This window comes from Vogesella perlucida, assembly GCF_979366545.1.
Window position 1 is genome coordinate 16,979 of record NZ_CEETRO010000004.1, and the last position, 21,449, is coordinate 38,427.

Sequence of the window (21,449 nt, forward strand, 5' to 3'; positions counted from 1 at the left end):
CGGGCCGGGAATACACACGAGGAGAAACGGGGTAAAACAGGTAAAGCAGGCGGCCTGGTGCCTGATATCAGGCCGCCCTGGGGCTTAGAAGCGGTAAGTCAGGCCCACTTTCAGCGCGCCCACCGGGGCGGTGTCAGTGATCTCTTTGTGCTTGATGTTGCCGATGCCGTCGTATTCGGCACGCAGGCTCACTTGTTTGTTCAGCTTGTAGTTGGCACCCACACCCAGGCCCATGCCGAAGGTGCTGTCCTTGCTGCCTTGCAGCGCGGCGGTGCTGCTGGTGAACTTGCTGCGGATGTGGTTGGCCGATACCTTGCCGTACACTTCAAACTGGTCGTTTACAGGGATAATGCCAAGTGCAGCGACACGAAAGGCGTCGTAGTCCAGCTTGCCTGCGCCTTTGAGTTCGGTAGCGTCACCGTGGCTCAGGTAGCTGCCCTCTACCGCAAAGTTGTCGTTGATGCGCTGGCCGGCACCGATCTCAAACATGCCCGACGTGGCATCGTCGTTTTTCACTTTCTTGTCGCTCACGCCGGCTTTGGCGGCCGAGCCGTCTTTCAGGGTCCACTGGTTGGCGGACACGCCCAGATTGCCGAATACGTAGGTGCCGGTATCGGCTGCGAATGCGGTGGTGCCGGCAGCGGCGAAGAGGGTGGCAATAATCAGCTTTTTCATGTGAGGCTCCTGTTGGGTCATCTGTGAACTCGATGGGGCTATTGTGCCCAGCAGTGGGTCTTAACACTATGTCGCTTGCGTGCGGGGAATGTGCGGCCAACATGCCGTTGTGTGACGCTGTGTGACAGGGCCGCCCGCGCCGGGCGGCCCTGGCGGGCGGTGCTAGTTGGCCGCAGGGTGCTGCGGCACGGTAATCGCCATGCGGGCACCACCCAGGCTGGCCACGCCGGCGTGGGCATGGCCGCCGTGGTGCAGGGCGATCAGCCGGACAAACGACAGGCCAAGGCCGTGGCCACCGGTGGCGCGGTCGCGCGAGCGGTCCAGGCGCTGGAATGGCTCGAAAATGCGCTCGCGTTCGGCGGCCGGGATGCCGGGGCCATCGTCTTCCACGGCAATATGCAGTTGGGCATCCGCCAGGCTGACGGTCATGTGTACCTGGCTGCTGGCGTATTTGAACGCGTTCAGCAGCAGGTTGCGCGTGGCCACGTACATCAGCTTGCGGTCGAAGGTGGCACTGCCGGGCTCACAGCTCAGGCCCAGCTGCAGCTGGCCGGGGCACAAGGGCTGCATCAGGTTGATCAGATCGTCGAACCATTCGTTCAGGTCGATGGTTTCGTACTGCAAGGCCACTTCGCCACGGTCCAGTTTGGCGTAGCTGAGGCTGATGTTCAGCAGCTCGTCCAGCTCGGTGAGGTCGCGCTCCATGCCTTCGCGGTACTGCTGGCGTTCGTCATCATCATCTGCCTCGTCCAGCATGGATAGCCCGAAGCGCAGGCGCGCTACCGGGGTGCGCAGCTCGTGGGCTACCGCGTGGGCCAGGGCCTGGCGGGTTTCTACCTGCCGTTCCAGTGCGGTGGCCATGTCGTTGATGACACTACCCAGCGGGGCAAACAAGGGGCTTTTCAGCGCAGCGGCGCGGGCCGACAGATCGCCTTCTGCCAACTGGTTGGCCGTGCTGCGCAGGGTAATGAGCGACTGCCAGTGCGGGCGCAGGTTCAGGTAAATCAGCAGGCCCATGGGCACACCAAAAAAGCCGAACCACAGCAAGAACAGCCCCCATTCTGTTTGCAGGAAGTTATGCGGTTCGGCTTCCTGGTTCAGCGGGCCCAGCTGCAGTATCTGCCTGGTGCCGGGCAGTGGGGCGTATAGCAGCTCGTTGCCGTAGTCCAGCCAGCTTTGCCCGCTGGCCAGCCGGGCGCGGGCTTCGTCGTCCAGGCCGGCGGGTATGGCGGGCAGCAGCTTGATGGGGTAGGTGAACAGCTCGTTGATGGTGGCCAGCTCGGCCGGGCGCCGTGCCGGCTGTTGCGACAGCAGCTGGCGCTGGATCATGCGCACGGTGCCATCCATTTGCTGCTGGATACGGTCGCGGTCGGCGCCGGAGGTCAGAAAGATCAGCAGGGTGACAAAGCCCAGCAGCAGGACAAATTGCACCACCATGGTCTGCACGAAGTAGCGCGCAAACAGTGCGGCCAACGTGGCGGGGGGCTTCACTCCCAGTCGCTCCGCGAGAACAGGTAGCCTTTGCCGCGGACGGTTTTGATGCGGGTCGGGGTGTCTGGGTTGTCGCCCAGTTTTTTGCGCAGGCGCGAGATGCGGGCGTCGATGGAACGGTCCAGGCCGTCAAAGCCGATACCGCGCAGGGCGTTCATGATGTCGTCGCGCGACAGGATCTCGCCAGCGTGGCTGGCCAGCAGCCACAGCAGGTCGAACTCGGCGGTGGTGAGCTCCAGCGTGTCGCTGCCCAGCATGGCTTCGCGCGTGGCCTGGCTGATACTGAACTGGCCAAAAACGATGCGGCCTTCTTCTGCGGCCTGGCTGGCCTCGCCTTCGCTACGGCGCAGCAGGGCGCGAATGCGCGCCAGCAGGCGGCGCGGCTCTACCGGTTTGGTCAGGTAGTCGTCGGCGCCCAGCTCCAGGCCCAGGATTTCGTCTATTTCTTCGTCGCGCGCGGTCATCATCAGGATGCGGCCGTGGTAGCGCGGGCGGACATCGCGGCAGACTTCAAAGCCGTCCTTGCCCGGCAGCATCACGTCCAGTATCACCAGGTCGGGGTTTTCCGCCAGGATCAGCTCGGCCGCGGTATCCCCCCGGCCGTGGTGCAGTACCTCGTAGCCGTGTTTGCTCAGGTATACGCGTACCAGGTCGGCCAGGCGTTGGTCATCTTCTACTAGTAGCAGGCGTGGGGACATGCGGTGTCTCGTCTAGCGGGTTAGGGGCGATCAATGCAAAACAGCCCGCCAGGCGGGCTGTTGCGTACGGCAGACCGGTATCAGTAATGATAGGTGATGCCACCGCTCAGGCGGGTGCCGGAGTGGGTGTCTTCCTGGCTGCCGGTACTGGATTTTACCTTGCCGGTCTTGGCGACTTCTACATAAGCGCGCAGATCCGGCTGCAGCTGGGTTTCTACGCCCAGGCCGATAACCGGCACGGTCTTGCGTGCCTTGAAGCTGTTGGCGCCACTGGTTTTGCTTTCCAGTCGGGCCATGCCGGCACGGCCGTACAGGCCCAGCTTGTCGTTTAGCGGCAGGTGGCCAATGGCGCTGATGCCGACGCTGGACAGCTCGGATTCTACTTTGCTGCCATTGCTCAGGGTGCGCTCGCTGGTGCCGTAGTTCTGGTAGTCCAGCTCCCACGACAGCTGGTCGTGGCTATAAAAACCGGCACGCAGGCCGTAGCCATTGCTGTTGTTGTCGGTTTTGGTGGTGGTAAAGCCCGGCATGCTCACGCTATGACGGGTCAGCGACAGGTTGCCGCCGATGTATTCGTCTTTGCTGCTGTCAACCGCGTAGGCCGCCAGTGGTGCCAGCAGGGCCAGCAGTAGCAGGTTCTTTTTCATCTTGATGCTCCATGCGTTGAGGTAGTGCTGCATGTTAGTGGCAAGCCGCGCAGGTCGCAATATGACCTATGTATGATTGTGCGCGGCTTGTTATTTCGATAGATTTTCTCTGCTATTACAGCCAGAAACTGCTGCGCTGGCGGTGTGCGGCCAACAGTTGCTGGAACACGCCCGGGTCTTTGGTAAACGTGAGTTCACCGCTGGCCGGCTGGTGGTAATCCAGCAGGCGCGATACCCAGAAGCGCAGCGCACCGGCGCGCAGCATCACCGGCCAGGCGGCGATTTCGCTGTGGGTGAACGGGCGTACCGCCTGGTAGCCGGCGAGCAGCGCGCTGGCCAGGGCATCGTCTATCTGGCCATCCGGCAGGCGTGACCAGTCGTTCAGCGCAATGGCCACGTCGTACAGCAGGATGTCGTTGCAGGCGTAGTAAAAGTCGATAAAGCCGGCAATGCGGTCGCCATCCATCAGCACATTGTCTTTGAACAGGTCGGCGTGGATGACACCGTGTGGCAAGAAGTCGAAGCGGTGGCTGGCCTGGAAGGCAATTTCGTCGCGCAACATGGCGGCGTCGGCTGCCGGCATGGCGTGGTATAGCGTGCTGGCGGTATGCGCCCACCAGGCCGGGCCGCGCGGGTTGTCCATGCGCAGCGGGAAGGTGCTGCCGGCCAGGTGCATTTGCGCCAGCATTTCGCCCACGGCGTGGCACTGTGCGGCATTGGGGTGGCTGACATCGCTACCTTGCAGGCAGCTCACCAGGCAAGCGGGCTTGCCGGCCAGCAAGGAGGCAAACTGGTCGTTGTGGTCGGCAATGGGCGCCGGGCAGGCTACGCCATGACGCGACAGGTGGCTTTTGAGCTGCAGGAAATACGGCAGCTCGGCCAGTTGCAGTACTTCGAACAGCGTCAGCACGTAGCGGCCGTGCGTGGTGGTGACAAAGTAGTTGGTATTGGTGATGCCGGCGGCAATGCCTTTGAGTTCCACCAGCTCGCCCAGCGCGTAGCGCTGTAGCCAGGCCTGCATGTCGTCGTTGGAAACCGAGGTGTACACGGACATGGCGGCCTCCTAGAACGTCATCAGCACCCAGCGCGGGGTAACCTGCTGCTGGGAGGGGGAAACACGCTGCATCACGCCTTTGCCTTCTTCGTCCATCATGAAGTAGGCCGGTGCACCCTGCGGGGTTACTTTCACCATATAGACCTTGCCGTTCATCCGGTACTCTTCCACGGTGTCCGGACCGTTCTGGTAAACGCGTACTTCCGGCTGCGGGCCGCTGAGTGTGGCCGGTGGTGGCGGAACGGTGGCGGGGGGCGTGTCGGCGTAAGCCGCGAGCGAGGCTGCCATGAGGGTAGCCAGCAAAAGGCGCTGCATGAGGGTTTCCTTGGTCCTGGGCTTGGTGGTGGGGGGCTATTGCCCCCTCTGTCAGGCCAATTCTACAGGTTTAGCAGCTGTTCGCGCTCCTCCGGCAGCGTTTCGAAGCCGCGGGTTTCGTAAAAACGGAAGATGGTTTCCACAATTTCCTGCGGGTCGTCGATCAGCTGCAGCAGGTCGAGGTCGGCCGGGTTGATCATGCCGTCGCCGGCCAGGCGTTCGCGTACCCAGTCCAGCAGGCCGCCCCAGAAGGCGCTGCCGCACAGGATGATGGGCATTTTGCGGCTTTTGCCGGTTTGGATCAGCGTGAGCGCCTCGAACATTTCGTCCAGCGTGCCAAAGCCGCCCGGCATCACCACGTAGGCCAGTGCGTGTTTGACAAACATCACCTTGCGGCTGAAGAAATGGTCGAATGTCAGGCTCAGGTCCTGGTATTCGTTGGGGCGCTGTTCGTGTGGCAGCACGATGTTCAGGCCCACCGACGGGCTCTTGCCGTAGAAGGCGCCCTTGTTGGCCGCTTCCATGATGCCGGGGCCGCCGCCGGAGATCACCGAAAAGCCGGCGTCCGAAAGCAGACGGGCGATGTCCTCGGTGAGCTTATAATACGGGTGGTCTCGCGGGGTTCGTGCGCTGCCGAAGATGCTCACCGCCGGGGTAATGGTCTGCAGCTCTTCGGCGGATTCGACGAATTCCGACAAAATCTTCATCACGTGCCACGCTTCGCGCGCCCGGAAGCGTTGCATCATCGCGTAACGGTCGCTTGTTTGCGGTAATTTATCGTGCAAGCCCATACCTTAGCCCTTTTTGATTATGAAAACCTTGTTATTGATCGATGGCTCTTCTTATCTGTACCGCGCCTTCCACGCGATGCCCGACTTGCGTTCGCCGCAGGGGGAGCCCACCGGTGCCATCTACGGCATGGTGAACATGCTGGCCCGATTGGAAAAGGAAGTCCAATTCGATTATAGCGCCTGCATATTCGACGCCAAGGGCAAGACGTTCCGCGACGACCTGTACCCCGAGTACAAAGCCAACCGCCCGTCCATGCCCAGCGAGCTGGCCGCGCAGATCGAGACCGTGCACGAGGTGGTGCGCGCCAGCGGCTGGCCGTTGTTGATGGTGGAAGGCGTGGAGGCCGACGATGTGATCGGCACGCTGGCGCGCCAGGCCGAGGCAGCCGGCATGAAGGTGATCATCTCCACCGGCGACAAGGACATGGCGCAGCTGGTGAGCCCGGCGGTGAGCCTGGTGAACACCATGACCAACGAAAACCTGGACGAAGCCGGCGTGAAGGAAAAGTTCGGTGTGCCGCCAGACCTGATCATCGACTACCTGACGCTGATCGGCGACAAGGTGGACAACGTGCCGGGCGTGGATAAATGCGGCCCGAAGACGGCGGTGAAATGGCTGGAGCAGTACGGCTCGCTGGCGGCTGTGATGGAGAATGCGGCCAACGTGGGCGGCAAGGTGGGCGAGAACCTGCGCGCAGTGCTGGACTGGCTGCCGCGCGGGCGCGAGCTGATTACCATCAAGTGCGATGTGGAGCTGTACCACGAGCTGCCGCAGGGCATGGACAACCTGCGCCACGGCAGCAAGCAGTACGCGCAGCTGGCGGTGCTGTTTGCCCAGTGTGGCTTCCGCACCTTCCTGCGCGAGGTCAACGACAAGCTGGGCGGTGCGGTGGCGGCCAACCCGGCGCCTGTGCAGGCACCGTTGCACGTGAGCGGCAGCCTGTTTGGCGACGATCTGGACAGCGTGTCGGCCATCGCCGCCGGTATCGAGCCGCAGCTGGCGCCGCCGCCGGCGGTAGCGCGCAGCTACGAAACCATCCTGACCCAGGCCCAGCTGGACGCCTGGCTGCACAAGCTGGCCACCGCCGAAGTGGTGTCGGTAGATACCGAAACCACCAGCCTGGACCCGATGCAGGCGCGCATCGTTGGCCTGAGTTTTGCCGTGCAGGCGGGCGAGGCTGCTTATCTGCCGCTGGCGCACTGCGGGCCGGACGCGCCGCAGCAGCTGGACTTCGACACCACGCTGGCACAGCTCAAACCGTGGCTGGAAGACGCCAGCCGTCCCAAGCTGGGGCAGAACCTGAAATACGACCGCCACGTGCTGGCCAACCACGGCATTACCCTGCGCGGCGTGGTGGACGACACCCTGCTGGCGTCTTACGTGATCGAAAGCCACGAGCGCCACGGCATGGATGACCTGGCGCGCCGCCATCTGGGCGAAACCACGGTGACCTACGAGGAAATTTGCGGTAAAGGCGCCAAGCAGATCGGCTTTGCCGAAGTGGCCGTAGATGTAGCGGCCAACTACGCCGCCGAAGACGCCGACATCACCCTGCGCCTGGCGCAGCACTTTGCCCCGCAGCTTGATGGCGCGCTGGGCAGTGTGTACCGCGACATGGAGCTGCCGGTGGCCGAGGTGCTGTTTGCCATGGAGCGCACCGGCGTGCTGATCGACCGCGACAAGTTGGCCGCACAAAGCCACCAGCTGGGTAGCGAGATGCTGCAGCTGGAGCAGCAGGCCTACGCGCTGGCCGGCCAGCCGTTCAACCTGAATTCGCCCAAGCAGCTGCAGGAAATCCTGTTCGGCAAGCTGGGCATCCCCTCCAAGGGCGTGCGCAAAACGCCGTCGGGGGGCTTCTCTACCGACGAAGAAGTGCTGGAAAAACTGGCGCTGGACCACCCGCTGCCCAAGCTGATCCTGCAGTACCGCGGCCTGGCCAAGCTGAAGTCCACCTACACCGACAAGCTGCCGACGCTGATTAATCCACAGACCGGCCGCGTGCACACTACTTATTCACAGGCCGTGGCCATTACCGGCCGCCTGGCCAGTAGCGAGCCCAATCTGCAAAACATCCCGGTACGGACCGCCGAGGGCCGCCGCGTGCGCGAGGCCTTCATCGCCCAGCCGGGGTTCGTGATTGTCAGCGCCGACTATTCGCAGATCGAGCTGCGCATCATGGCGCATCTGTCTGGCGACGAAGGCATGTTGGCCGCCTTTGCCAGCGGCGAGGACATTCACAAGGCCACCGCCGCCGAGGTGTTCAGCACACCGCTGGCCGAGGTAAGCAGCGAGCAGCGCCGCGCTGCCAAGGCCATCAACTTCGGCCTGATCTACGGCATGGGCAAGTACGGTCTGGCCGCGCAGCTGGGCATCAGCAACGACGCGGCGCAGGTGTATATCGACAGCTATTTCCGCAAATACCCCGGCGTGGCCGACTACATGCAGCGCACCCGCGAGCAGGCCGCCGAGCAGGGCTACGTGGAAACCGTGTTCGGCCGCCGCCTGTACCTGCCGGACATCCGCGCCGGTAACCAGGCACGCCGCGCCGGTGCCGAGCGCGCCGCCATTAACGCGCCGATGCAGGGCACCGCTGCCGACCTGATCAAGCTGGCCATGATCGCGGTGCAGGGCTGGCTGCTGCAGGACGGCCTGCGCAGCCGCCTGATCATGCAGGTACACGATGAACTGGTGCTGGAAGTGGCGCAGGACGAGCTGGCGCTGGTGCGGACGCGCCTGCCGCAGCTGATGGCGGGTGTGGCGGCGCTGAAGGTGCCACTACTGGCCGAGGTGGGCGTAGGCGATAGCTGGGAGGCCGCTCACTAAGCATCGCCTGGCCGACAAGGTTGGCCGCAGTGGCCAGCGCAAGGCCGCCCGCCGGGCGGCCTTGCTACCCCGATACCGCACCCTGGTTGCCCTGCAGCCAGGTTTTTTCTTTGCTTGGCGGTGGCGCAGCTGGCGGTGCTTGCAACGTGCCGCCTGTCAGACCACCCGTGCCCTGCACGATGCCGCGGTGGCAGATCGCATTGATGGCTAGCTGATTGTGCGGGCCAGCGGCAGGTTGGCCGCAGCGGTCGCAAGGGCTGCGCTATAAAACAGTAAGTCTGTTTATCGAATGCAACGCTTGTCATGATCGATGTCCATATTATGCCCATTGCCCTCACTATCATTCTGGTGGGCTGGAGCAGCTGGCGTTTTGCCGCCAGCCAGGCCGAGCTGGTGCGCGAGCGGCGTATCTGGCTGCAGGGTTGCCTGTGTATTGCCTTCGGCATGGTGATCGAGGCGCAGCCGGTACTGCACTGGCGTGTACTGGACGCGTTCAGCATGGGTTTGTTGCTGGGTGGTTATCAGCAGTTTGCGTTGGTGTTGGCCAGCCTGCAGGGGCGCAAGCCCTGGTACGTGGTGGGCACCGTGCTCTGCCTGCTGACCCTGCTGGCCAATACCGACCTGTTGCCGGCGCAGTGGGCGGCCATGTGGAATGTGGTAGCGCTGGGCATCGTGTTTGTACGCCTGTCGTGGCTGCACTGGCAGATCGAACAGCATATCCGTCCAGGCTACCCTATCCTGACCACGCTGTACGCGCTGGGGGCCATTACGTTTGCCCTGCGCCTGGCTGCGCTGGCTTGGGAGGGCGGCAGTATCGTGCTGGTGGATATGTCCGACCCGCTGCTCTATCTGTTTGTGTCGACGGCTACCATCTATGGCAGCTTTGGTTTTCTGATGGTGATCTTGCGCCGCCGTACCCTGCACCTGGTGCGCGAAACCCTGCAAGACAGCCTGACCGGTGCGCTGAACCGTCGCGGGCTGGACGAGGCCTTGCAGCAGCTGCGCCTAGCGGTACCACCGTTCCGGCGCGTGGCGATGGCCATGCTGGACGTGGACCACTTCAAACAGGTCAACGACCGCTATGGCCATGCAGCAGGGGATGAGGTCTTGCGTGCGCTGGCGCGTTTTTTCCAGCAGTCATTGCGCGAGCAGGATGTGTTTGCCCGCTACGGTGGCGAGGAGTTTTGTGTGCTGTTACCGGGCGCTGGCCCGGCAGATGCCCTGCGCAAGCTCGATGCCCTGCGCGAGCAGTTTGCCCGGCTGCCATTGCAGGCAGGGGGGCACACGCTGCACTGTACTTTTTCTGTGGGTCTGGTGAGCTGGGACGATGCCGAGGTTAACCCCGAAAAATGCCTGCACCAGGCTGACGATTTGCTTTATCAAGCCAAGCGCGCCGGCCGCAACTGCATTGTGGCAGCCGGACAGGCGGGCCCTTAAGGGCATTGGGCGACATGCACACGGTTGCGGCCAGCGTTTTTGGCTTCGTACAGCGCTTTGTCTGCCTGACGCATCATGTCGCCCAGTGCCTGGCCGGGTACGCAGCTGGCCAGGCCGATACTGACGGTGAGCGGGATGCTTTGGCCGTGGCTCAGCACCGGGGTTTGCGCCACCAGGTTGCAAATGCGCTGCGCCGCAGTCATGGCATCTTCTGCGCTGGTGTCGGTCAGCAGGGCGGCAAACTCTTCCCCGCCCATGCGGCACACCAGATCTTGCGCGCGCAGGCTGTCTTGCAGGATGCGGGCAAACGAGCGTAGCGCGTCGTCGCCGGCGGCATGGCCGTAGCGGTCGTTGACCTGTTTGAAATGGTCCAGATCAAACATCAGCATGCACAGTGGTTTGGGGTGTACGAGGGTGTGATCACACGCTTCTTCCGCCAGGGTCATGAAGTGACGGCGGTTGTATAGCCCGGTAAGTGAGTCTTGTGTGGCCAGCTGGAACAGCTGGCTGGCGCGGCGCTCTTGCTGGATGGCAATGGCCATCAGGTGCGAGGTACGCAGGGTGATGTATTCGCTATGGTTGTCCGGCGTACTAGGGTGGGAAAAGTAGATGGCAAAGGTGCCCAGTACACGGCCATCGTGTGACTTGATCGGGTAAGACCAGCAACTATGCAGCTGATGGCTGCTGGCCAAGGCGGCGTAATCTGCCCAGTACGGGTGCTGCTGGATATCCGTCACAATGACGGCCTCGCCGGTAAAGGCTGCCGTACCGCAGGAGCCTACACCGGGGCCTATGGCGATGCCGTCTATTTGCGCCTTGTATTCGTCTGGCAGGCTGGGGCCGGCAGCCACGTGCAGGTGGATGCCGTCATCGTCCAGCAGCATGATGGAGCACATCGAGCCTTCAATCTGCGACTCGATCATGTGGCAGGTCCACACCATGACTTCTTTCATGGGCCGGTCGTTGGCAATCATTTCCAGCAGGCGGTTTTCGTCAGCCTGCCAGAGCCGCATGGCGTGTTCTTCGCTGATATCGCGGTCGATGCACAGCAGCGATTGCACCTGGCCGTGCTCGTCGGTTTCGGGAAACAAGCGCGACTCAAAAACGTAGTGTTTGTCGTGGTGGTTCAGCTGGTTTTCAAAAATCACCGGTTTGCCGCTGGCCAGTACCTGGCTGCTGGCGTGGCGAAACGCATCGCACACGTGAGCCGGCAAACCACGTTCTTCTATGCCCAGGCCGACGTGCAAGGCAGGTGGCAGGGGCGAGTAGCGGGCAAGTGCGCTGTTGGCATACAGACAAACCAGCTGCGGGTTATAGCGGCTGATGATGTCCGGCGAGTTTTCTATCAGGTTGCGGAAGGTTTGCCGGTCTTCGCGAATGCTTAACATGGTGCCATCCGGCAGCGGTGTCAGCAGCCAGTCCAGCAGTTGGCCGGTGTAAAGCTGCTGGCTGGCGTGCGCCTGGCCGGCCAGCAAGGCTGGCAGCATTTCCGCCGGTAGCAAGCCGCTTGGCAGGGCTTGCCCGCACTGCAGCGGTTCGCAATGTAATAGCTGGTAGAAGCGTGCGGTAGCAAAGCGCACGAGGTGGTTTTCATCCAGTAGCAGGTACCCCCCCGGCAGGGCGCTGAGGGCTGTTTCCAGTGTAGCAATGGCCGGCACATTGTTCTCCATGGCTGGGCATGCACGGACAGACCGTGCTTACTCTGGATTGTAGCGATAAAAGTCGGGCTGTCATGAAATGCATGCTGGATCATGCCTTTTTCATGATCGGTCTGGGACTATCTGTGGTGTAGCGGTCGCCAAGCGTGGCGCTGCGGGGTATGCTCGAGCGCATTCTGGCAGGAGGCAATGTGGAGTATTTTCCGATTTTCATGCGCTTGCAGGGCGAGCCCTGCTTGCTGGTAGGTGGGGGCGAAGTCGGCCTGCGCAAGGCGCGGCTGTTACTGTCCGCCGGGGCGCGCCTTACCGTGGTATCCCCCGAGCTGGCGCCCGAGCTGGCACAGATGGCTGCACGTGGCGAGGTGGCACACATTGCGGCCAACTTCGAGCCGGCACAGATCGGCCGTTACAAGCTGGTGGTGGCCGCTACCGATGTGCGTGCAGTCAACCGTGTGGTGTCGGACACCGCGCAGGCGCTGGGCATTCCGGTGAACGTGGTAGACGACCCGGAGCTATCCAGCTACATCACCCCCGCCATTGTTGACCGCTCCCCGCTGGTGATTGCTGTGTCCACCGGCGGCGGTGTACCGGTGCTGGCGCGCTTGGTGCGTGCCCGGCTGGAAAGCATGATCCCGGCTGGGTTTGGCCGCCTGGCGCGTTTTGCCACGGGTTTTCGCGAGCAGGTGAAAGCGCGCTTCAGTAATGTGGAAGAGCGCCGTGCGTTCTGGGAAGCCGTGCTGGAAGGGCCCTTGGCCGAGCAGGTCATGAATGGCGATGAAACGGCCGCCCGTGAAGACATGCAGCGCAGGTTGGCCGCAGCGGATGCGGCGCCGGCAGGTGCGGTGTATCTGGTAGGGGCCGGGCCGGGCAACCCGGACCTGCTGACCTTTCGTGCCCTGCGGCTGATGCAGCAGGCCGATGTGGTGCTGTACGATAACCTGGTGGCGCCCGAGCTGCTGGAGCTGGTACGCCGCGACGCCGAGCGCGTGTTTGTCGGTAAACAGCGCGCCAACCACACCTTGCCGCAGGAAGACATCAACGCCCTGCTGGTGCGCCTGGCGCAGGAGGGCAAGCGCGTGTTGCGCCTGAAAGGCGGCGACCCGTTTACCTTTGGCCGTGGTGGCGAAGAAATTGCCCTGCTGGCGGCGCACCACATACCGTTTGAAGTGGTGCCCGGCATTACCTCTGCCAGTGGTGCGGCCGCCTACGCTGGCATCCCGCTGACACACCGCGACCATGCGCAGTCGGTGACCTTTGTCACAGGTCATAAAAAGGACGGCAGCATTACGCTAGACTGGCCAGCCCTGACGCGTAGCGGGCAAACGGTGGTGGTGTACATGGGTTTGGCCATGGCGGAGGAACTCTGCCAGGCATTCATCAGTCATGGAAAGGCTGCCACCACGCCGGCCGCTGTGGTGGAGCAAGCTACGACACCCCGGCAACGAACCGTGCTGGGGACACTGGAAACCTTGCCTGCCTTGATTCGTGCGAATAGTATCAGCTCACCTGCATTGATTATCGTAGGTGAGGTGGTGTCGCTGGCACCGCAGCTGGGCTGGTATCGCAGCTCTGTGGCGGGGGGCTGAGGGCACGGCCATCAGGGGCTGCCCGCCGGGCAGTGTTCACGTGTTGGCAATAGCCGGCATGCGCCGGGGTGAAGAATATGGTTGGTGTATTACTAATTTCGCATGGCAATCTAGGCTTGAGCCTGGCCGACTGTGCCCACCACGTGCTGGGCCGTGTGCCGGACAACCTGGCCATCATGGGGGTGGAAAAGCACGACGACCCCGAGGTCAAGCGCCAAGAAGCGCAGGACCTGATTGCCCGGCTGGAACAAGGGGATGGCGTGGTGGTACTGACCGATATGGTCGGTGGCACACCGGCCAATATTACCGGCCGCCTGGTACAGGCAGGCCGGGTAGAAGCCGTGGCAGGCGTGAATCTGCCCATGCTGGTGCGGGCGCTGAGTTATAGCAGCCAGCCGCTGGAGATTGTGGTCAGCAAGGCCATTACCGGGGGCCTGGAAGGGGTCTTCTATATGCTTCCGGAGGGAAAAAATGCAAAAACAGCAAATTGAAATCATCAATAAATTGGGCCTGCACGCACGGGCTTCCAGCAAATTTACCCAGATATCCAGCCGCTTCAAGGCCGAGGTCTGGATTGCGCGCAACGGCCGCCGTGTGAACGGTAAAAGCATCATGGGCGTGATGATGCTGGCTGCCGCAAAAGGTGCCACGGTCGAGCTGGAAACAAACGGTGAAGATGAAGAGCAGGCTATGGCGGCGTTGGTCGAACTGATCAACAACCGCTTCGACGAGGCGGAATAAACGCCCGCGATAATAAACAGGCAGGGGAGGAAACATGAGTATCGTGCTGCACGGTGTACCGATCGGTGGCGGCGTCGCCATCGGGCGGGCGCATTTGCTATCGCAAAGCATGGACGATGTGGTGCATCTGGCGCTGGAAGACAGCGAGATCGCCGCCGAGCAGCAGCGTTTCGATAGCGCCGTGCGCGATACCCGCAAGCAGCTGGAGCTGCTGTGGGGCAGTATCCCCGAAAATGCGCCTGCTGAACTGGGCGCATTTTTATCCCTGCACATCATGTTGCTGTCGGACGTGACCATCTCGCGCGACCCGCGCGACCTGATCGAGAGCCAGCGTTGCAATGCCGAATGGGCACTGAAGCTGCAGTGCGATACCCTGGTAGAGCAGTTTGACGCGATCGAGGAAGACTACCTGCGCGAGCGCAAGCACGATGTACTGCAGGTCGTAGAGCGCATCTTCAAGAACCTGGCCGGCCACAGTACCGATTTGCAGTTTGTCGAAGACATGGACGAAGACGCCATTCTGGTGGCGCACGACTTGTCACCGGCCGATATGGTGTATTTCAAGGATTCCAGCGTCGCCGCGTTTGTCACTGACGTGGGCGGCGCCACCAGCCACACCGCCATTCTGGGCCGCAGCCTGGACCTGCCGTCGGTCATCGCGCTGCACCATGCGCGCGAGCTGATCCGTGAGGACGAGCTGATTGTGGTGGATGGTCAGCAAGGTGTGCTGATCATCAACCCGGAAGAAAGCGTGCTGGCCGAATACCGCCGCCGCCAGCGTAACTGGATAGAAGCGCGACGCAAGCTGTCCAGCATCCGCAAGACCGACGCGCTGACCCAGGACGGTACGCCCATCGAGCTGCTGGCCAATATCGAGCTGCCGCAGGATGCGGCCAACGTGCTGGAGTCTGGCGCCGTCGGGGTAGGGCTGTTCCGTAGCGAGTTCCTGTTTCTGGGGCGCGACAGCCTGCCGTCGGAAGACGAACAGTTTGCCGCCTACCGCGAGGTGGCCGAGGCCACACGTGGTGCCCCGGTTACGGTTCGCACCATGGACCTGGGCGCAGACAAAAACCCGCGCTGGCTCAACCACGGCGCCGCTGAAAACCCGGCACTGGGCCTGACCGGCGTGCGGCTGTGCCTGGCCGAGCCCCTGATGTTCCGTGCGCAGCTGCGTGCGCTGCTGCGCGCTACCGTGTACGGCAAGATCCGTATCCTGTTCCCCATGATCAACGGCCTGGGGGAACTGAAACAGGCGCTGGCGCAGCTGGAGTACGCCAAGAAAGAGCTGCGCGAAGAAAACATCCCCTTTGCCGACAAGGTAGAAGTGGGCGCCATGATCGAGATCCCGTCTGCCGCGCTGGTGGTGGGCAGCTTTGTCAAATACGTGGACTTCCTGTCTATCGGTACCAACGACCTGATCCAGTACACGCTGGCGGTAGACCGTAACGATGATTCGGTCAGCCACCTGTACGACCCGGTGCACCCGGCGGTGTTGAAGCTGATTTCCCACACCATCAAGACCGCTACCAAAGCTGGCGTGCAGGTGTCGGTATGCGGCGAGATGGCGGGCGACGAGCGCCTGACCCGCTTGCTGCTGGGTATGGGGCTGCGCCGCTTCTCCATGCACCCGGCCAACCTGCTGGCCGTCAAACAGAATGTGCTCAACAGCCATCTGGATACCCTGGCCCCGCAGGTCGCGCGTATCCTGCGCAGCGAAGACCCTGATAGAATCGCTGACTTGTTGACACAACTGAATGCCGGGCCGGACGCCTGATCCGGCTTTTTTCTTTTCATGCTCATAGACGCCATCGATCTGACTGCCGTGCGCCGCGTATTGCTGATCAAGCTACGCCACCACGGCGACGTGCTATTGTCCTCGCCGGTCTTGTCGGCGCTGAAGACGCACGCCCCGCACGCCGAGATAGACGCGCTGGTGTACCACGACACGCGCGAGATGCTGTCCGGCCACCCGGCGTTGTCGCAGCTGCACACCATAGACCGGCAGTGGAAAAAGTTAGGCCCGCTGGGCCAGCTGCGTGCCGAGTGGCAGCTGCTGTCGGCGCTGAAAGCGCGTCAGTACGACCTGGTGATCACCCTGACCGAGCACAACCGCGGTGCCTGGCTGGTCCGCTTGCTCAAGCCGCGCTGGTCGGTCGGGCCGCATGGCCCCTATGGGCGCTTCTTTAAAAAAACCTTTACCCACCGCTACCTGCAGGTACCGGGTAACCACCGCCACACCGTGGAAATCCACCTGGATGCCTTGCGTCGTATCGGTATTTACCCCGCGCCAGATGCCCGCCACCTCACGCTAATGCCGGGTGCCGACGCCGAAGCCAGCCTGGCCGCCAAGTTGGCCGCATCGGGCTTGACCCCTGGTGGTTACGTGCTGGTGCACCCCACCTCGCGCTGGCTGTTCAAAAGCTGGCCGGCAGACAAAATGGCCGAGCTGATCAACCAGCTTACCGCCCGTGGCGAGCAGATCTTGCTGACGGCGGCCCCTAGCGCGGACGAAATGGCCATGCTGGCCGACATTACCGCGCGTTTGCAGCGGCCGGTTGCCAGCCTGGCAGGCCAGCTCAGCCTGAAAGAGCTGGCTGCCGCCATTGCCGCGGCGCGTTTGTACATTGGTGTGGACTCCGTCCCCATGCATATTGCCGCTGCGGTGCAAACGCCCTGCGTGGCCTTGTTTGGCCCGTCCGGCGATATCGAATGGGGCCCGTGGCAGGTCGCGCACCGCGTGGTGGCGGCCAACATGGCCTGCCGCCCCTGTGGCAATGCCGGTTGCGGTGGCAGCTGGCGCAGCGAATGCCTGGAAAAAATCAGCGTGCAGCAGGTGTTGGCCGCGGTAGATAGCCTGCAAGAGGAGCTGGCATGAAGCGTATTGCCATCATCCGCCAGAAATTTAACCCCGCCGGTGGTGCCGAGCGAGTGGTGAGCGCCATCCTGCGCCAGCTACAGGGCCATGCTGCCCTGCATACCTTGTTGATAAACCGGAAATGGGAAGCGGTGCCGGGTATCGAGGCGCATAGCGTCAACCCGTTTTATCTGGGCAGTGTGTGGCGGGATTGGGGCTTTGCCCGCGCTGCGCGCCGCTTGTGGCAGGCGCTGGACGCGGCACTGGTGTTATCGCACGAGCGCATTCCCGGCTGCCATGTGTATCGCGCGGATGATGGCGTGCACGCAGCCTGGCTTGCGGTGCGCCGCCAGCGCGGCGGCATCGGCGCCCGCGTGGCGATGGCGCTGAACCCGTACCACCACTACATGCTGGCCATGGAGCAGCGCATGTACCGCGACCCGGCGTTCCGCGGCGTGGTGTGTATCTCCGAGATGGTCAAGCGCGACGTGATGCAATACACCGGCTTGCCGGCCGAGCGTTGCCACGTGGTTTACAACGGCATCGACAGCGCGTTTTTCAATCCGCAGGATGCCCGCGCCCAGCGCGATAGCCTGCGCCAGCAATACGGTGTCAGCGCCAACGCACCGGTATTGCTGTATGTCGGCTCCGGTTTCGAGCGCAAAGGCCTAGCGCAAGCCCTGCAAGCCATCGTGCCTCACCCCGAGGTGCAGTTGGTGGTGGTGGGCAGCGACAAGAAAAGCCGCCATTACCACACCCTGGCCCAGCAGCTGGGTGTGGCGGGGCGCGTCCATTTTGCCGGCGCCCAGCGCGATGTACGCAGCTACTACGGCATGGCCGATGGTTTCATCCTGCCGTCTATTTACGAGCCATTTGGCCTGGTGGTCGCCGAAGCCATGGCCTGCGGTCTGACGGTGCTTACCAGCACGCGTTGCGGTGGCGGCGAGCTGCTGCAGCCGGGGCAAACCGGCTGGCTGGCCGCGCCTGATGCCACGGACGAATGGCAGCACAATGTAGGGCAATGGTTGGCCGCACGCGCTAGTTGGCCGCAGATGGGTGCGCAAGCGCGCCAGGCCGTGCTGCCCTATACCGAGCAGCGCATGGTAGGGCAGATGCTGGCCTTGTTCGCCCGGCTGTTGCCCGACGCGGAGGGCCTGGCATGAAAGGGCGCTTCCCGGGCCGTGTGCTGATTTTTGCTACCTTGTTGTTCCGTATGCCGTGGCAATGGCTGCGGCGCAAACCGCAGCCGCACACCGTGCAGCGCATCCTGGTGCTGCACCAGTTTTTGCTGGGCGACGCGCTGATGGCCACCAGCTTGCTGGCCAAGCTGCGCGAGCGTTTCCCCGCTGCGGACATCGTGCTGGCCTGCCCGCCACTGCAAGCCGGCCTGTACGATAGCCGCCCCTACGGTGTGCGTGCCATCCCGTGGCACCCGCGTGACTTTGCCAGCATCCGCCGCCTGTTTGCCCTGCCGCGTATCGATATGGTTTACCTGATGGGCGAGAACCGCCTGAGCTACCTGGCCCGCGCCATCGGTGCGCGCTGGATTGTGGGCTTTGACGGCGAGATACCGCATTACAAAAACTGGCTGGTGGACGAGCGCATCCCCTACGCCGATGAGCCGGAAGCGTGGACGGATACCGCCGCCAGGCTGGTAGACGGCCCCGCACCGCAGCCGTTCGACCTGGCGCATTGGCCGCTGGGTGAGCAAAGCCTGCCAGCCCTGCCAGAGCGCTATGTGGTGCTGCATGTGGGGGCCAGCTCCCCCACGCGCTACTGGCCTAGCGAATACTGGCAAAGCCTGGCGACATCGTTGCGCGAGCGGGGTTTGGCGGTGGTCTGGTCCGGCGGGCCTGGCGAGCACCACCTTATCGAGCGGGTGGCCCCGCTGCCGCAAGATACGGTTATTTCCGGCACGCTTTCCTTGCCGCAACTGCGTGCGGTGTTGGCCGCCGCCCAGGCTTGCGTGTGCCCGGATACCGGTATTGCCCACCTGGCCAAGATCGCCGGGGTGCCACTGGTCATGCTGTTTGGCCCGGGCAGTGAAACGCTATTCGGTGCCAGCCATTTCTTTAGCCGTTACACCTGTCTGGGTGCCGGCCCGGCCCTGTTCCCCTGCCGTTTTCAGCGTAGCGTGCATCATCGCCCGGTAGACTGGGCGCTACGCTGCTTCCGGCCCGCCGGCGAGCAGCCGGGCGGTTGCAGGCAGGTGCAATGTATGGCGGCGGTACGGCCGGAGGCGGTGCTTCACTCTATTCTGACAGCAGGACTCATCACATGAAGGCATTTGCCATATGGCGTCAGTCGGGTTATTGGGCGGTTCTGCTGGCCATAATCTTTCTGACCGTATCCAATATTTCCCATACGATCGCACTACGTTACGTGCTGCTGACTGTTTTTCTTGTGTGGGCCGCTGTCGAGAGGCGGGTGTTGCTGCGTACGCTATCTGGTTGGTGCGTACCGACCTTGTTACTGGGAGGCTTTCTGCTGTACGCCCTGCTACACAGTGTGGTGCTGTCCGGCTGGATGGCGACATCGTTGGCCGAGTGGCGCAGTCAGCTACTGATGGGGGGCTTGTGGTTTATTGCTGGAACGGTACTGTTTAGCCGCCCACGCCTTTTGTCGATACTGGATTGCGTGGTGACTGCAGGGCTTCTGCTGGTGGTGGCTGAAGTATTCATGGCTGTGCGTTACTACTACCAACACGGCTCGTGGCTTAATATGGATGTGTTCACCACTGCGACTAAGCTCGAGTTCACGTTTTTTGTGAACTTTGTCATGGCATTTGTTGCTGTATTGGCCGGATTTGGCAAGGGCCAAACCCGCTTCCCATTGTGGAGTCTGCTAGCCATTGGCACCTTGATGTTTTTTGCCAGTTTTCATGCTGGTGCGCGTAATGGCTTGATTGGCCTCAGCTACCTGGTGCTGTCATTTACCTTCATTTATGTACTGACGCATCGTCAGCAACTGTCCCGAGCGCGACTAGCAGTTTTATTGCTGATAGTGGGTGTCGGGATGACCGGTTTTTTGTTCAAAGCCATCCAAAAGGATCCACGTAATCAGATTTTCGTACAGTCCGCTACCATGGGGTGGCAGGATCGCGATGGCTTAGGGTGGCTGCGTATGGCGCCTTTCCCATCGCTTGCTGATGGCCGGACAGTAGACAGTTCTGCTTATGAACGAGTGGCGTGGATTCGTGCCGGTCTGGATCTGATGGTAGAGCGGCCCATGGGTTACGGCTATGACCGCAGGGCGTTTAGCCAGGCACTCTTTACCGTTGGTAAACCGAACCAGATTGGCCATAGCCATAGCGGGTTTATCGATCTAGGGGTCGGGCTTGGTATCCCGGGTGTCCTGCTATGGTTATCTTTTTGCATTAGTCTGATTGTGATCGGTTTAAAGGCTTTTGTCCTGCGTCGCGAAGTGGCTGGCTTGGCACTGATGCTGGTGACCTGCGGCTTCCTTGGACGCATGGTGCTGGAAAGTGTCAGTAAAGATCATATGCTGCATATTTTCTTGTTTACGGTAGCGGCACTGCTTGCCCATATCCATCAGGAGCAGGCTGGTAAATCGCATGTCTAGTCACGTTCTTTTCACCGAATCCTCCCCCAATGTCGGCGGGCAGGAACTGCAGCTGATGCAGCAAATGCACCAGCTGGCCTTGCTGGGCTACCAGCCGGTGCTGGCTTGCCGGCCAGGCAGCCGGGTGGCTACCGTAGCGCAAGAACAGGGCTTGCAGGTGTTGCCGGTGCGTTTCCGTAACAGCGTGCATTTGCCTTCCATTGCCATTCTGCGGCACTGGATCGCTACCTATCAGCCCCGGCTGGCCATCTGCCATAGCGGGCACGATAGCAACAACCTGGCCATTGCGGCGCGCCTGGTATGCCGCCGCCCCTTCCTGTTGCGTTCGCGTACCTATCAGCCGGGCAAGGCGTCGGCGTGGTCGTATAACCAGCTGGTGGATGCCACCATGCTGCCTAGCCAGTATCTGCGCGATGCCCTGCTGCAGAACCCGGCTATCCGGGCTGAGCGTTTGCACGTGGTGTACCCGGGTATCGACTTTGACCGTATCGACCGCGATGCCCACGCCGCTTTGCCCCTGCCGGTGCAGCAATGGCTGGGCGAACACCCCGGCCCACTGCTGGTGCAGGCTGCCATGCTGCGCGGCGAAAAGGGCCACCAGACGATTTTGCAGGCCATGGCTTTGCTGCGGGAACGTTGGCCGCAACTACGCTATGTTATTGCGGGCGAAGGCCCGGAGCTTGCGCATTTGCAGTCAGAAATCACCCGTCTTGGCCTGGCAGAGAATGTCTTGTTAGCCGGGATGGTGCAGCCGGTGGCTGCCTTGCTGGCCAGGGCCGACCTGGTACTGATGCCGTCCAGCTACGAGCCTTTGGGTATGTCGCAGATCGAAGCGCTGGGCCTGGGCGTGCCCGTACTGGCTAGCCGTACCGGCGGTATTCCCGAAACCATTACCGACGGGCAAACCGGCTGCTTGCTGCCGCCGGGTGAGGTGCAGGCCTGGGCCAGCGCCATTGACCATGCCTTATCGCACCCAGACAAGATGCAAAGCCTGGCCCAAGCGGGCCGCCAGGACGTGCGCCACCGCTTTTCACCCCATACCAATACTGCCCGCCTGCTGGCGCTGGCAGGGTTGGCCGCTACTGCCGTGAAGTGA

Annotated in this window: 19 protein-coding genes; 11 read left to right on the forward strand and 8 right to left on the reverse strand. The window is 62.3% G+C overall.

Annotated elements, in window-relative coordinates:
• Positions 1-84: 84 nt before the first annotated feature.
• The 7 genes from ACZ9XP_RS06735 to ACZ9XP_RS06765 all read right to left on the reverse strand — a co-directional run bounded on the left by ACZ9XP_RS06735 (position 85) and on the right by ACZ9XP_RS06765 (position 5,671).
• Positions 85-675 (reverse strand): porin family protein, encoded by a 591-nt coding sequence (locus ACZ9XP_RS06735; protein WP_170253755.1) that lies wholly within the window; start codon positions 673-675, stop codon positions 85-87.
• Positions 676-837: 162 nt separating this feature from the next.
• Positions 838-2,166 (reverse strand): ATP-binding protein, encoded by a 1,329-nt coding sequence (locus ACZ9XP_RS06740; protein ID WP_147688467.1) that lies wholly within the window; start codon positions 2,164-2,166, stop codon positions 838-840.
• Positions 2,163-2,864 carry a response regulator gene (locus ACZ9XP_RS06745; protein WP_147688469.1) on the reverse strand — a complete coding sequence of 234 codons (702 nt, stop codon included), beginning with the start codon at positions 2,862-2,864 and terminating at the stop codon, positions 2,163-2,165. The genes ACZ9XP_RS06740 and ACZ9XP_RS06745 overlap by 4 nt, the downstream gene beginning before the upstream one ends.
• An 80-nt stretch (positions 2,865-2,944) precedes the next feature.
• Positions 2,945-3,511 carry an outer membrane beta-barrel protein gene (locus ACZ9XP_RS06750; protein WP_170253756.1) on the reverse strand — a complete coding sequence of 189 codons (567 nt, stop codon included), beginning with the start codon at positions 3,509-3,511 and terminating at the stop codon, positions 2,945-2,947.
• A 115-nt stretch (positions 3,512-3,626) separates the two neighbouring features.
• Positions 3,627-4,565 carry a homoserine kinase gene (locus ACZ9XP_RS06755; protein WP_147688473.1) on the reverse strand — a complete coding sequence of 313 codons (939 nt, stop codon included), beginning with the start codon at positions 4,563-4,565 and terminating at the stop codon, positions 3,627-3,629.
• Between the two features lie 9 nt (positions 4,566-4,574).
• Positions 4,575-4,880, reverse strand: a complete 306-nt coding sequence (locus ACZ9XP_RS06760) for a DUF2782 domain-containing protein (RefSeq protein ID WP_147688475.1) — start codon at positions 4,878-4,880, stop codon at positions 4,575-4,577.
• Between the two features lie 62 nt (positions 4,881-4,942).
• Positions 4,943-5,671, reverse strand: a complete 729-nt coding sequence (locus ACZ9XP_RS06765; protein ID WP_147688477.1) for an LOG family protein — start codon at positions 5,669-5,671, stop codon at positions 4,943-4,945.
• A gap of 19 nt (positions 5,672-5,690) precedes the next feature.
• On the opposite strand from ACZ9XP_RS06765, the gene polA reads away from it, so the two are divergent.
• Together polA and ACZ9XP_RS06775 are read left to right on the forward strand one after the other, a co-directional pair.
• Positions 5,691-8,495 (forward strand): DNA polymerase I, encoded by a 2,805-nt coding sequence (gene polA, locus ACZ9XP_RS06770; protein WP_147688479.1) that lies wholly within the window; start codon positions 5,691-5,693, stop codon positions 8,493-8,495.
• Positions 8,496-8,798: 303 nt separating this feature from the next.
• On the forward strand, positions 8,799-9,932 hold the full coding sequence (locus ACZ9XP_RS06775; RefSeq protein WP_147688481.1) for a GGDEF domain-containing protein: 1,134 nt from the start codon (positions 8,799-8,801) through the stop codon (positions 9,930-9,932).
• Here the strand turns inward: ACZ9XP_RS06775 and ACZ9XP_RS06780 are convergent.
• Positions 9,929-11,602 (reverse strand): diguanylate cyclase, encoded by a 1,674-nt coding sequence (locus ACZ9XP_RS06780; protein WP_147688483.1) that lies wholly within the window; start codon positions 11,600-11,602, stop codon positions 9,929-9,931. The genes ACZ9XP_RS06775 and ACZ9XP_RS06780 overlap by 4 nt on opposite strands.
• Positions 11,603-11,751: 149 nt before the next feature.
• On the opposite strand from ACZ9XP_RS06780, the gene cysG reads away from it, so the two are divergent.
• From cysG to ACZ9XP_RS06825, 9 genes are all read left to right on the forward strand, one after another.
• Positions 11,752-13,176 carry a siroheme synthase CysG gene (gene cysG, locus ACZ9XP_RS06785; RefSeq protein WP_465188195.1) on the forward strand — a complete coding sequence of 475 codons (1,425 nt, stop codon included), beginning with the start codon at positions 11,752-11,754 and terminating at the stop codon, positions 13,174-13,176.
• A gap of 77 nt (positions 13,177-13,253) precedes the next feature.
• Positions 13,254-13,667 carry a PTS sugar transporter subunit IIA gene (locus tag ACZ9XP_RS06790; protein WP_147688486.1) on the forward strand — a complete coding sequence of 138 codons (414 nt, stop codon included), beginning with the start codon at positions 13,254-13,256 and terminating at the stop codon, positions 13,665-13,667.
• Positions 13,648-13,917, forward strand: a complete 270-nt coding sequence (locus ACZ9XP_RS06795; RefSeq protein ID WP_017508632.1) for an HPr family phosphocarrier protein — start codon at positions 13,648-13,650, stop codon at positions 13,915-13,917. The genes ACZ9XP_RS06790 and ACZ9XP_RS06795 overlap by 20 nt, the downstream gene beginning before the upstream one ends.
• Positions 13,918-13,951: 34 nt before the next feature.
• On the forward strand, positions 13,952-15,691 hold the full coding sequence (gene ptsP, locus ACZ9XP_RS06800) for a phosphoenolpyruvate--protein phosphotransferase (protein WP_147688488.1): 1,740 nt from the start codon (positions 13,952-13,954) through the stop codon (positions 15,689-15,691).
• 18 nt (positions 15,692-15,709) lie between these two features.
• Positions 15,710-16,792, forward strand: coding sequence for a putative lipopolysaccharide heptosyltransferase III (gene rfaQ / locus ACZ9XP_RS06805; RefSeq protein WP_147688491.1), 1,083 nt, complete (start codon positions 15,710-15,712; stop codon positions 16,790-16,792).
• Positions 16,789-17,934, forward strand: coding sequence for a glycosyltransferase family 4 protein (locus tag ACZ9XP_RS06810; protein ID WP_147688493.1), 1,146 nt, complete (start codon positions 16,789-16,791; stop codon positions 17,932-17,934). The genes rfaQ and ACZ9XP_RS06810 overlap by 4 nt, the downstream gene beginning before the upstream one ends.
• The gene (locus ACZ9XP_RS06815) at positions 17,931-19,052 is read left to right on the forward strand and encodes a glycosyltransferase family 9 protein (protein ID WP_147688495.1); all 1,122 of its coding nucleotides are present in this window, start codon (positions 17,931-17,933) and stop codon (positions 19,050-19,052) included. The genes ACZ9XP_RS06810 and ACZ9XP_RS06815 overlap by 4 nt, the downstream gene beginning before the upstream one ends.
• Positions 19,049-20,353, forward strand: coding sequence for an O-antigen ligase family protein (locus ACZ9XP_RS06820; protein WP_170253757.1), 1,305 nt, complete (start codon positions 19,049-19,051; stop codon positions 20,351-20,353). The genes ACZ9XP_RS06815 and ACZ9XP_RS06820 overlap by 4 nt, the downstream gene beginning before the upstream one ends.
• The gene (locus ACZ9XP_RS06825; RefSeq protein ID WP_147688499.1) at positions 20,346-21,449 is read left to right on the forward strand and encodes a glycosyltransferase family 4 protein; all 1,104 of its coding nucleotides are present in this window, start codon (positions 20,346-20,348) and stop codon (positions 21,447-21,449) included. Before ACZ9XP_RS06820 ends, ACZ9XP_RS06825 begins: the two co-directional genes overlap by 8 nt.

Coding starts and splice junctions, on each gene's coding strand:
- ACZ9XP_RS06735 (WP_170253755.1), bottom strand. CDS start 675: ATGAAAAAGCTGATTATTGCCACCCTCTTCGCCGCTGCCGGCACCACC.
- ACZ9XP_RS06745 (WP_147688469.1), bottom strand. CDS start 2,864: ATGTCCCCACGCCTGCTACTAGTAGAAGATGACCAACGCCTGGCCGAC.
- ACZ9XP_RS06750 (WP_170253756.1), bottom strand. CDS start 3,511: ATGAAAAAGAACCTGCTACTGCTGGCCCTGCTGGCACCACTGGCGGCC.
- ACZ9XP_RS06755 (WP_147688473.1), bottom strand. CDS start 4,565: ATGTCCGTGTACACCTCGGTTTCCAACGACGACATGCAGGCCTGGCTA.
- ACZ9XP_RS06760 (WP_147688475.1), bottom strand. CDS start 4,880: ATGCAGCGCCTTTTGCTGGCTACCCTCATGGCAGCCTCGCTCGCGGCT.
- ACZ9XP_RS06765 (WP_147688477.1), bottom strand. CDS start 5,671: ATGGGCTTGCACGATAAATTACCGCAAACAAGCGACCGTTACGCGATG.
- polA (WP_147688479.1), top strand. CDS start 5,691: ATGAAAACCTTGTTATTGATCGATGGCTCTTCTTATCTGTACCGCGCC.
- ACZ9XP_RS06775 (WP_147688481.1), top strand. CDS start 8,799: ATGATCGATGTCCATATTATGCCCATTGCCCTCACTATCATTCTGGTG.
- ACZ9XP_RS06780 (WP_147688483.1), bottom strand. CDS start 11,602: ATGGAGAACAATGTGCCGGCCATTGCTACACTGGAAACAGCCCTCAGC.
- cysG (WP_465188195.1), top strand. CDS start 11,752: ATGCTCGAGCGCATTCTGGCAGGAGGCAATGTGGAGTATTTTCCGATT.
- ACZ9XP_RS06790 (WP_147688486.1), top strand. CDS start 13,254: ATGGTTGGTGTATTACTAATTTCGCATGGCAATCTAGGCTTGAGCCTG.
- ACZ9XP_RS06795 (WP_017508632.1), top strand. CDS start 13,648: ATGCAAAAACAGCAAATTGAAATCATCAATAAATTGGGCCTGCACGCA.
- ptsP (WP_147688488.1), top strand. CDS start 13,952: ATGAGTATCGTGCTGCACGGTGTACCGATCGGTGGCGGCGTCGCCATC.
- rfaQ (WP_147688491.1), top strand. CDS start 15,710: ATGCTCATAGACGCCATCGATCTGACTGCCGTGCGCCGCGTATTGCTG.
- ACZ9XP_RS06810 (WP_147688493.1), top strand. CDS start 16,789: ATGAAGCGTATTGCCATCATCCGCCAGAAATTTAACCCCGCCGGTGGT.
- ACZ9XP_RS06815 (WP_147688495.1), top strand. CDS start 17,931: ATGAAAGGGCGCTTCCCGGGCCGTGTGCTGATTTTTGCTACCTTGTTG.
- ACZ9XP_RS06820 (WP_170253757.1), top strand. CDS start 19,049: ATGAAGGCATTTGCCATATGGCGTCAGTCGGGTTATTGGGCGGTTCTG.
- ACZ9XP_RS06825 (WP_147688499.1), top strand. CDS start 20,346: ATGTCTAGTCACGTTCTTTTCACCGAATCCTCCCCCAATGTCGGCGGG.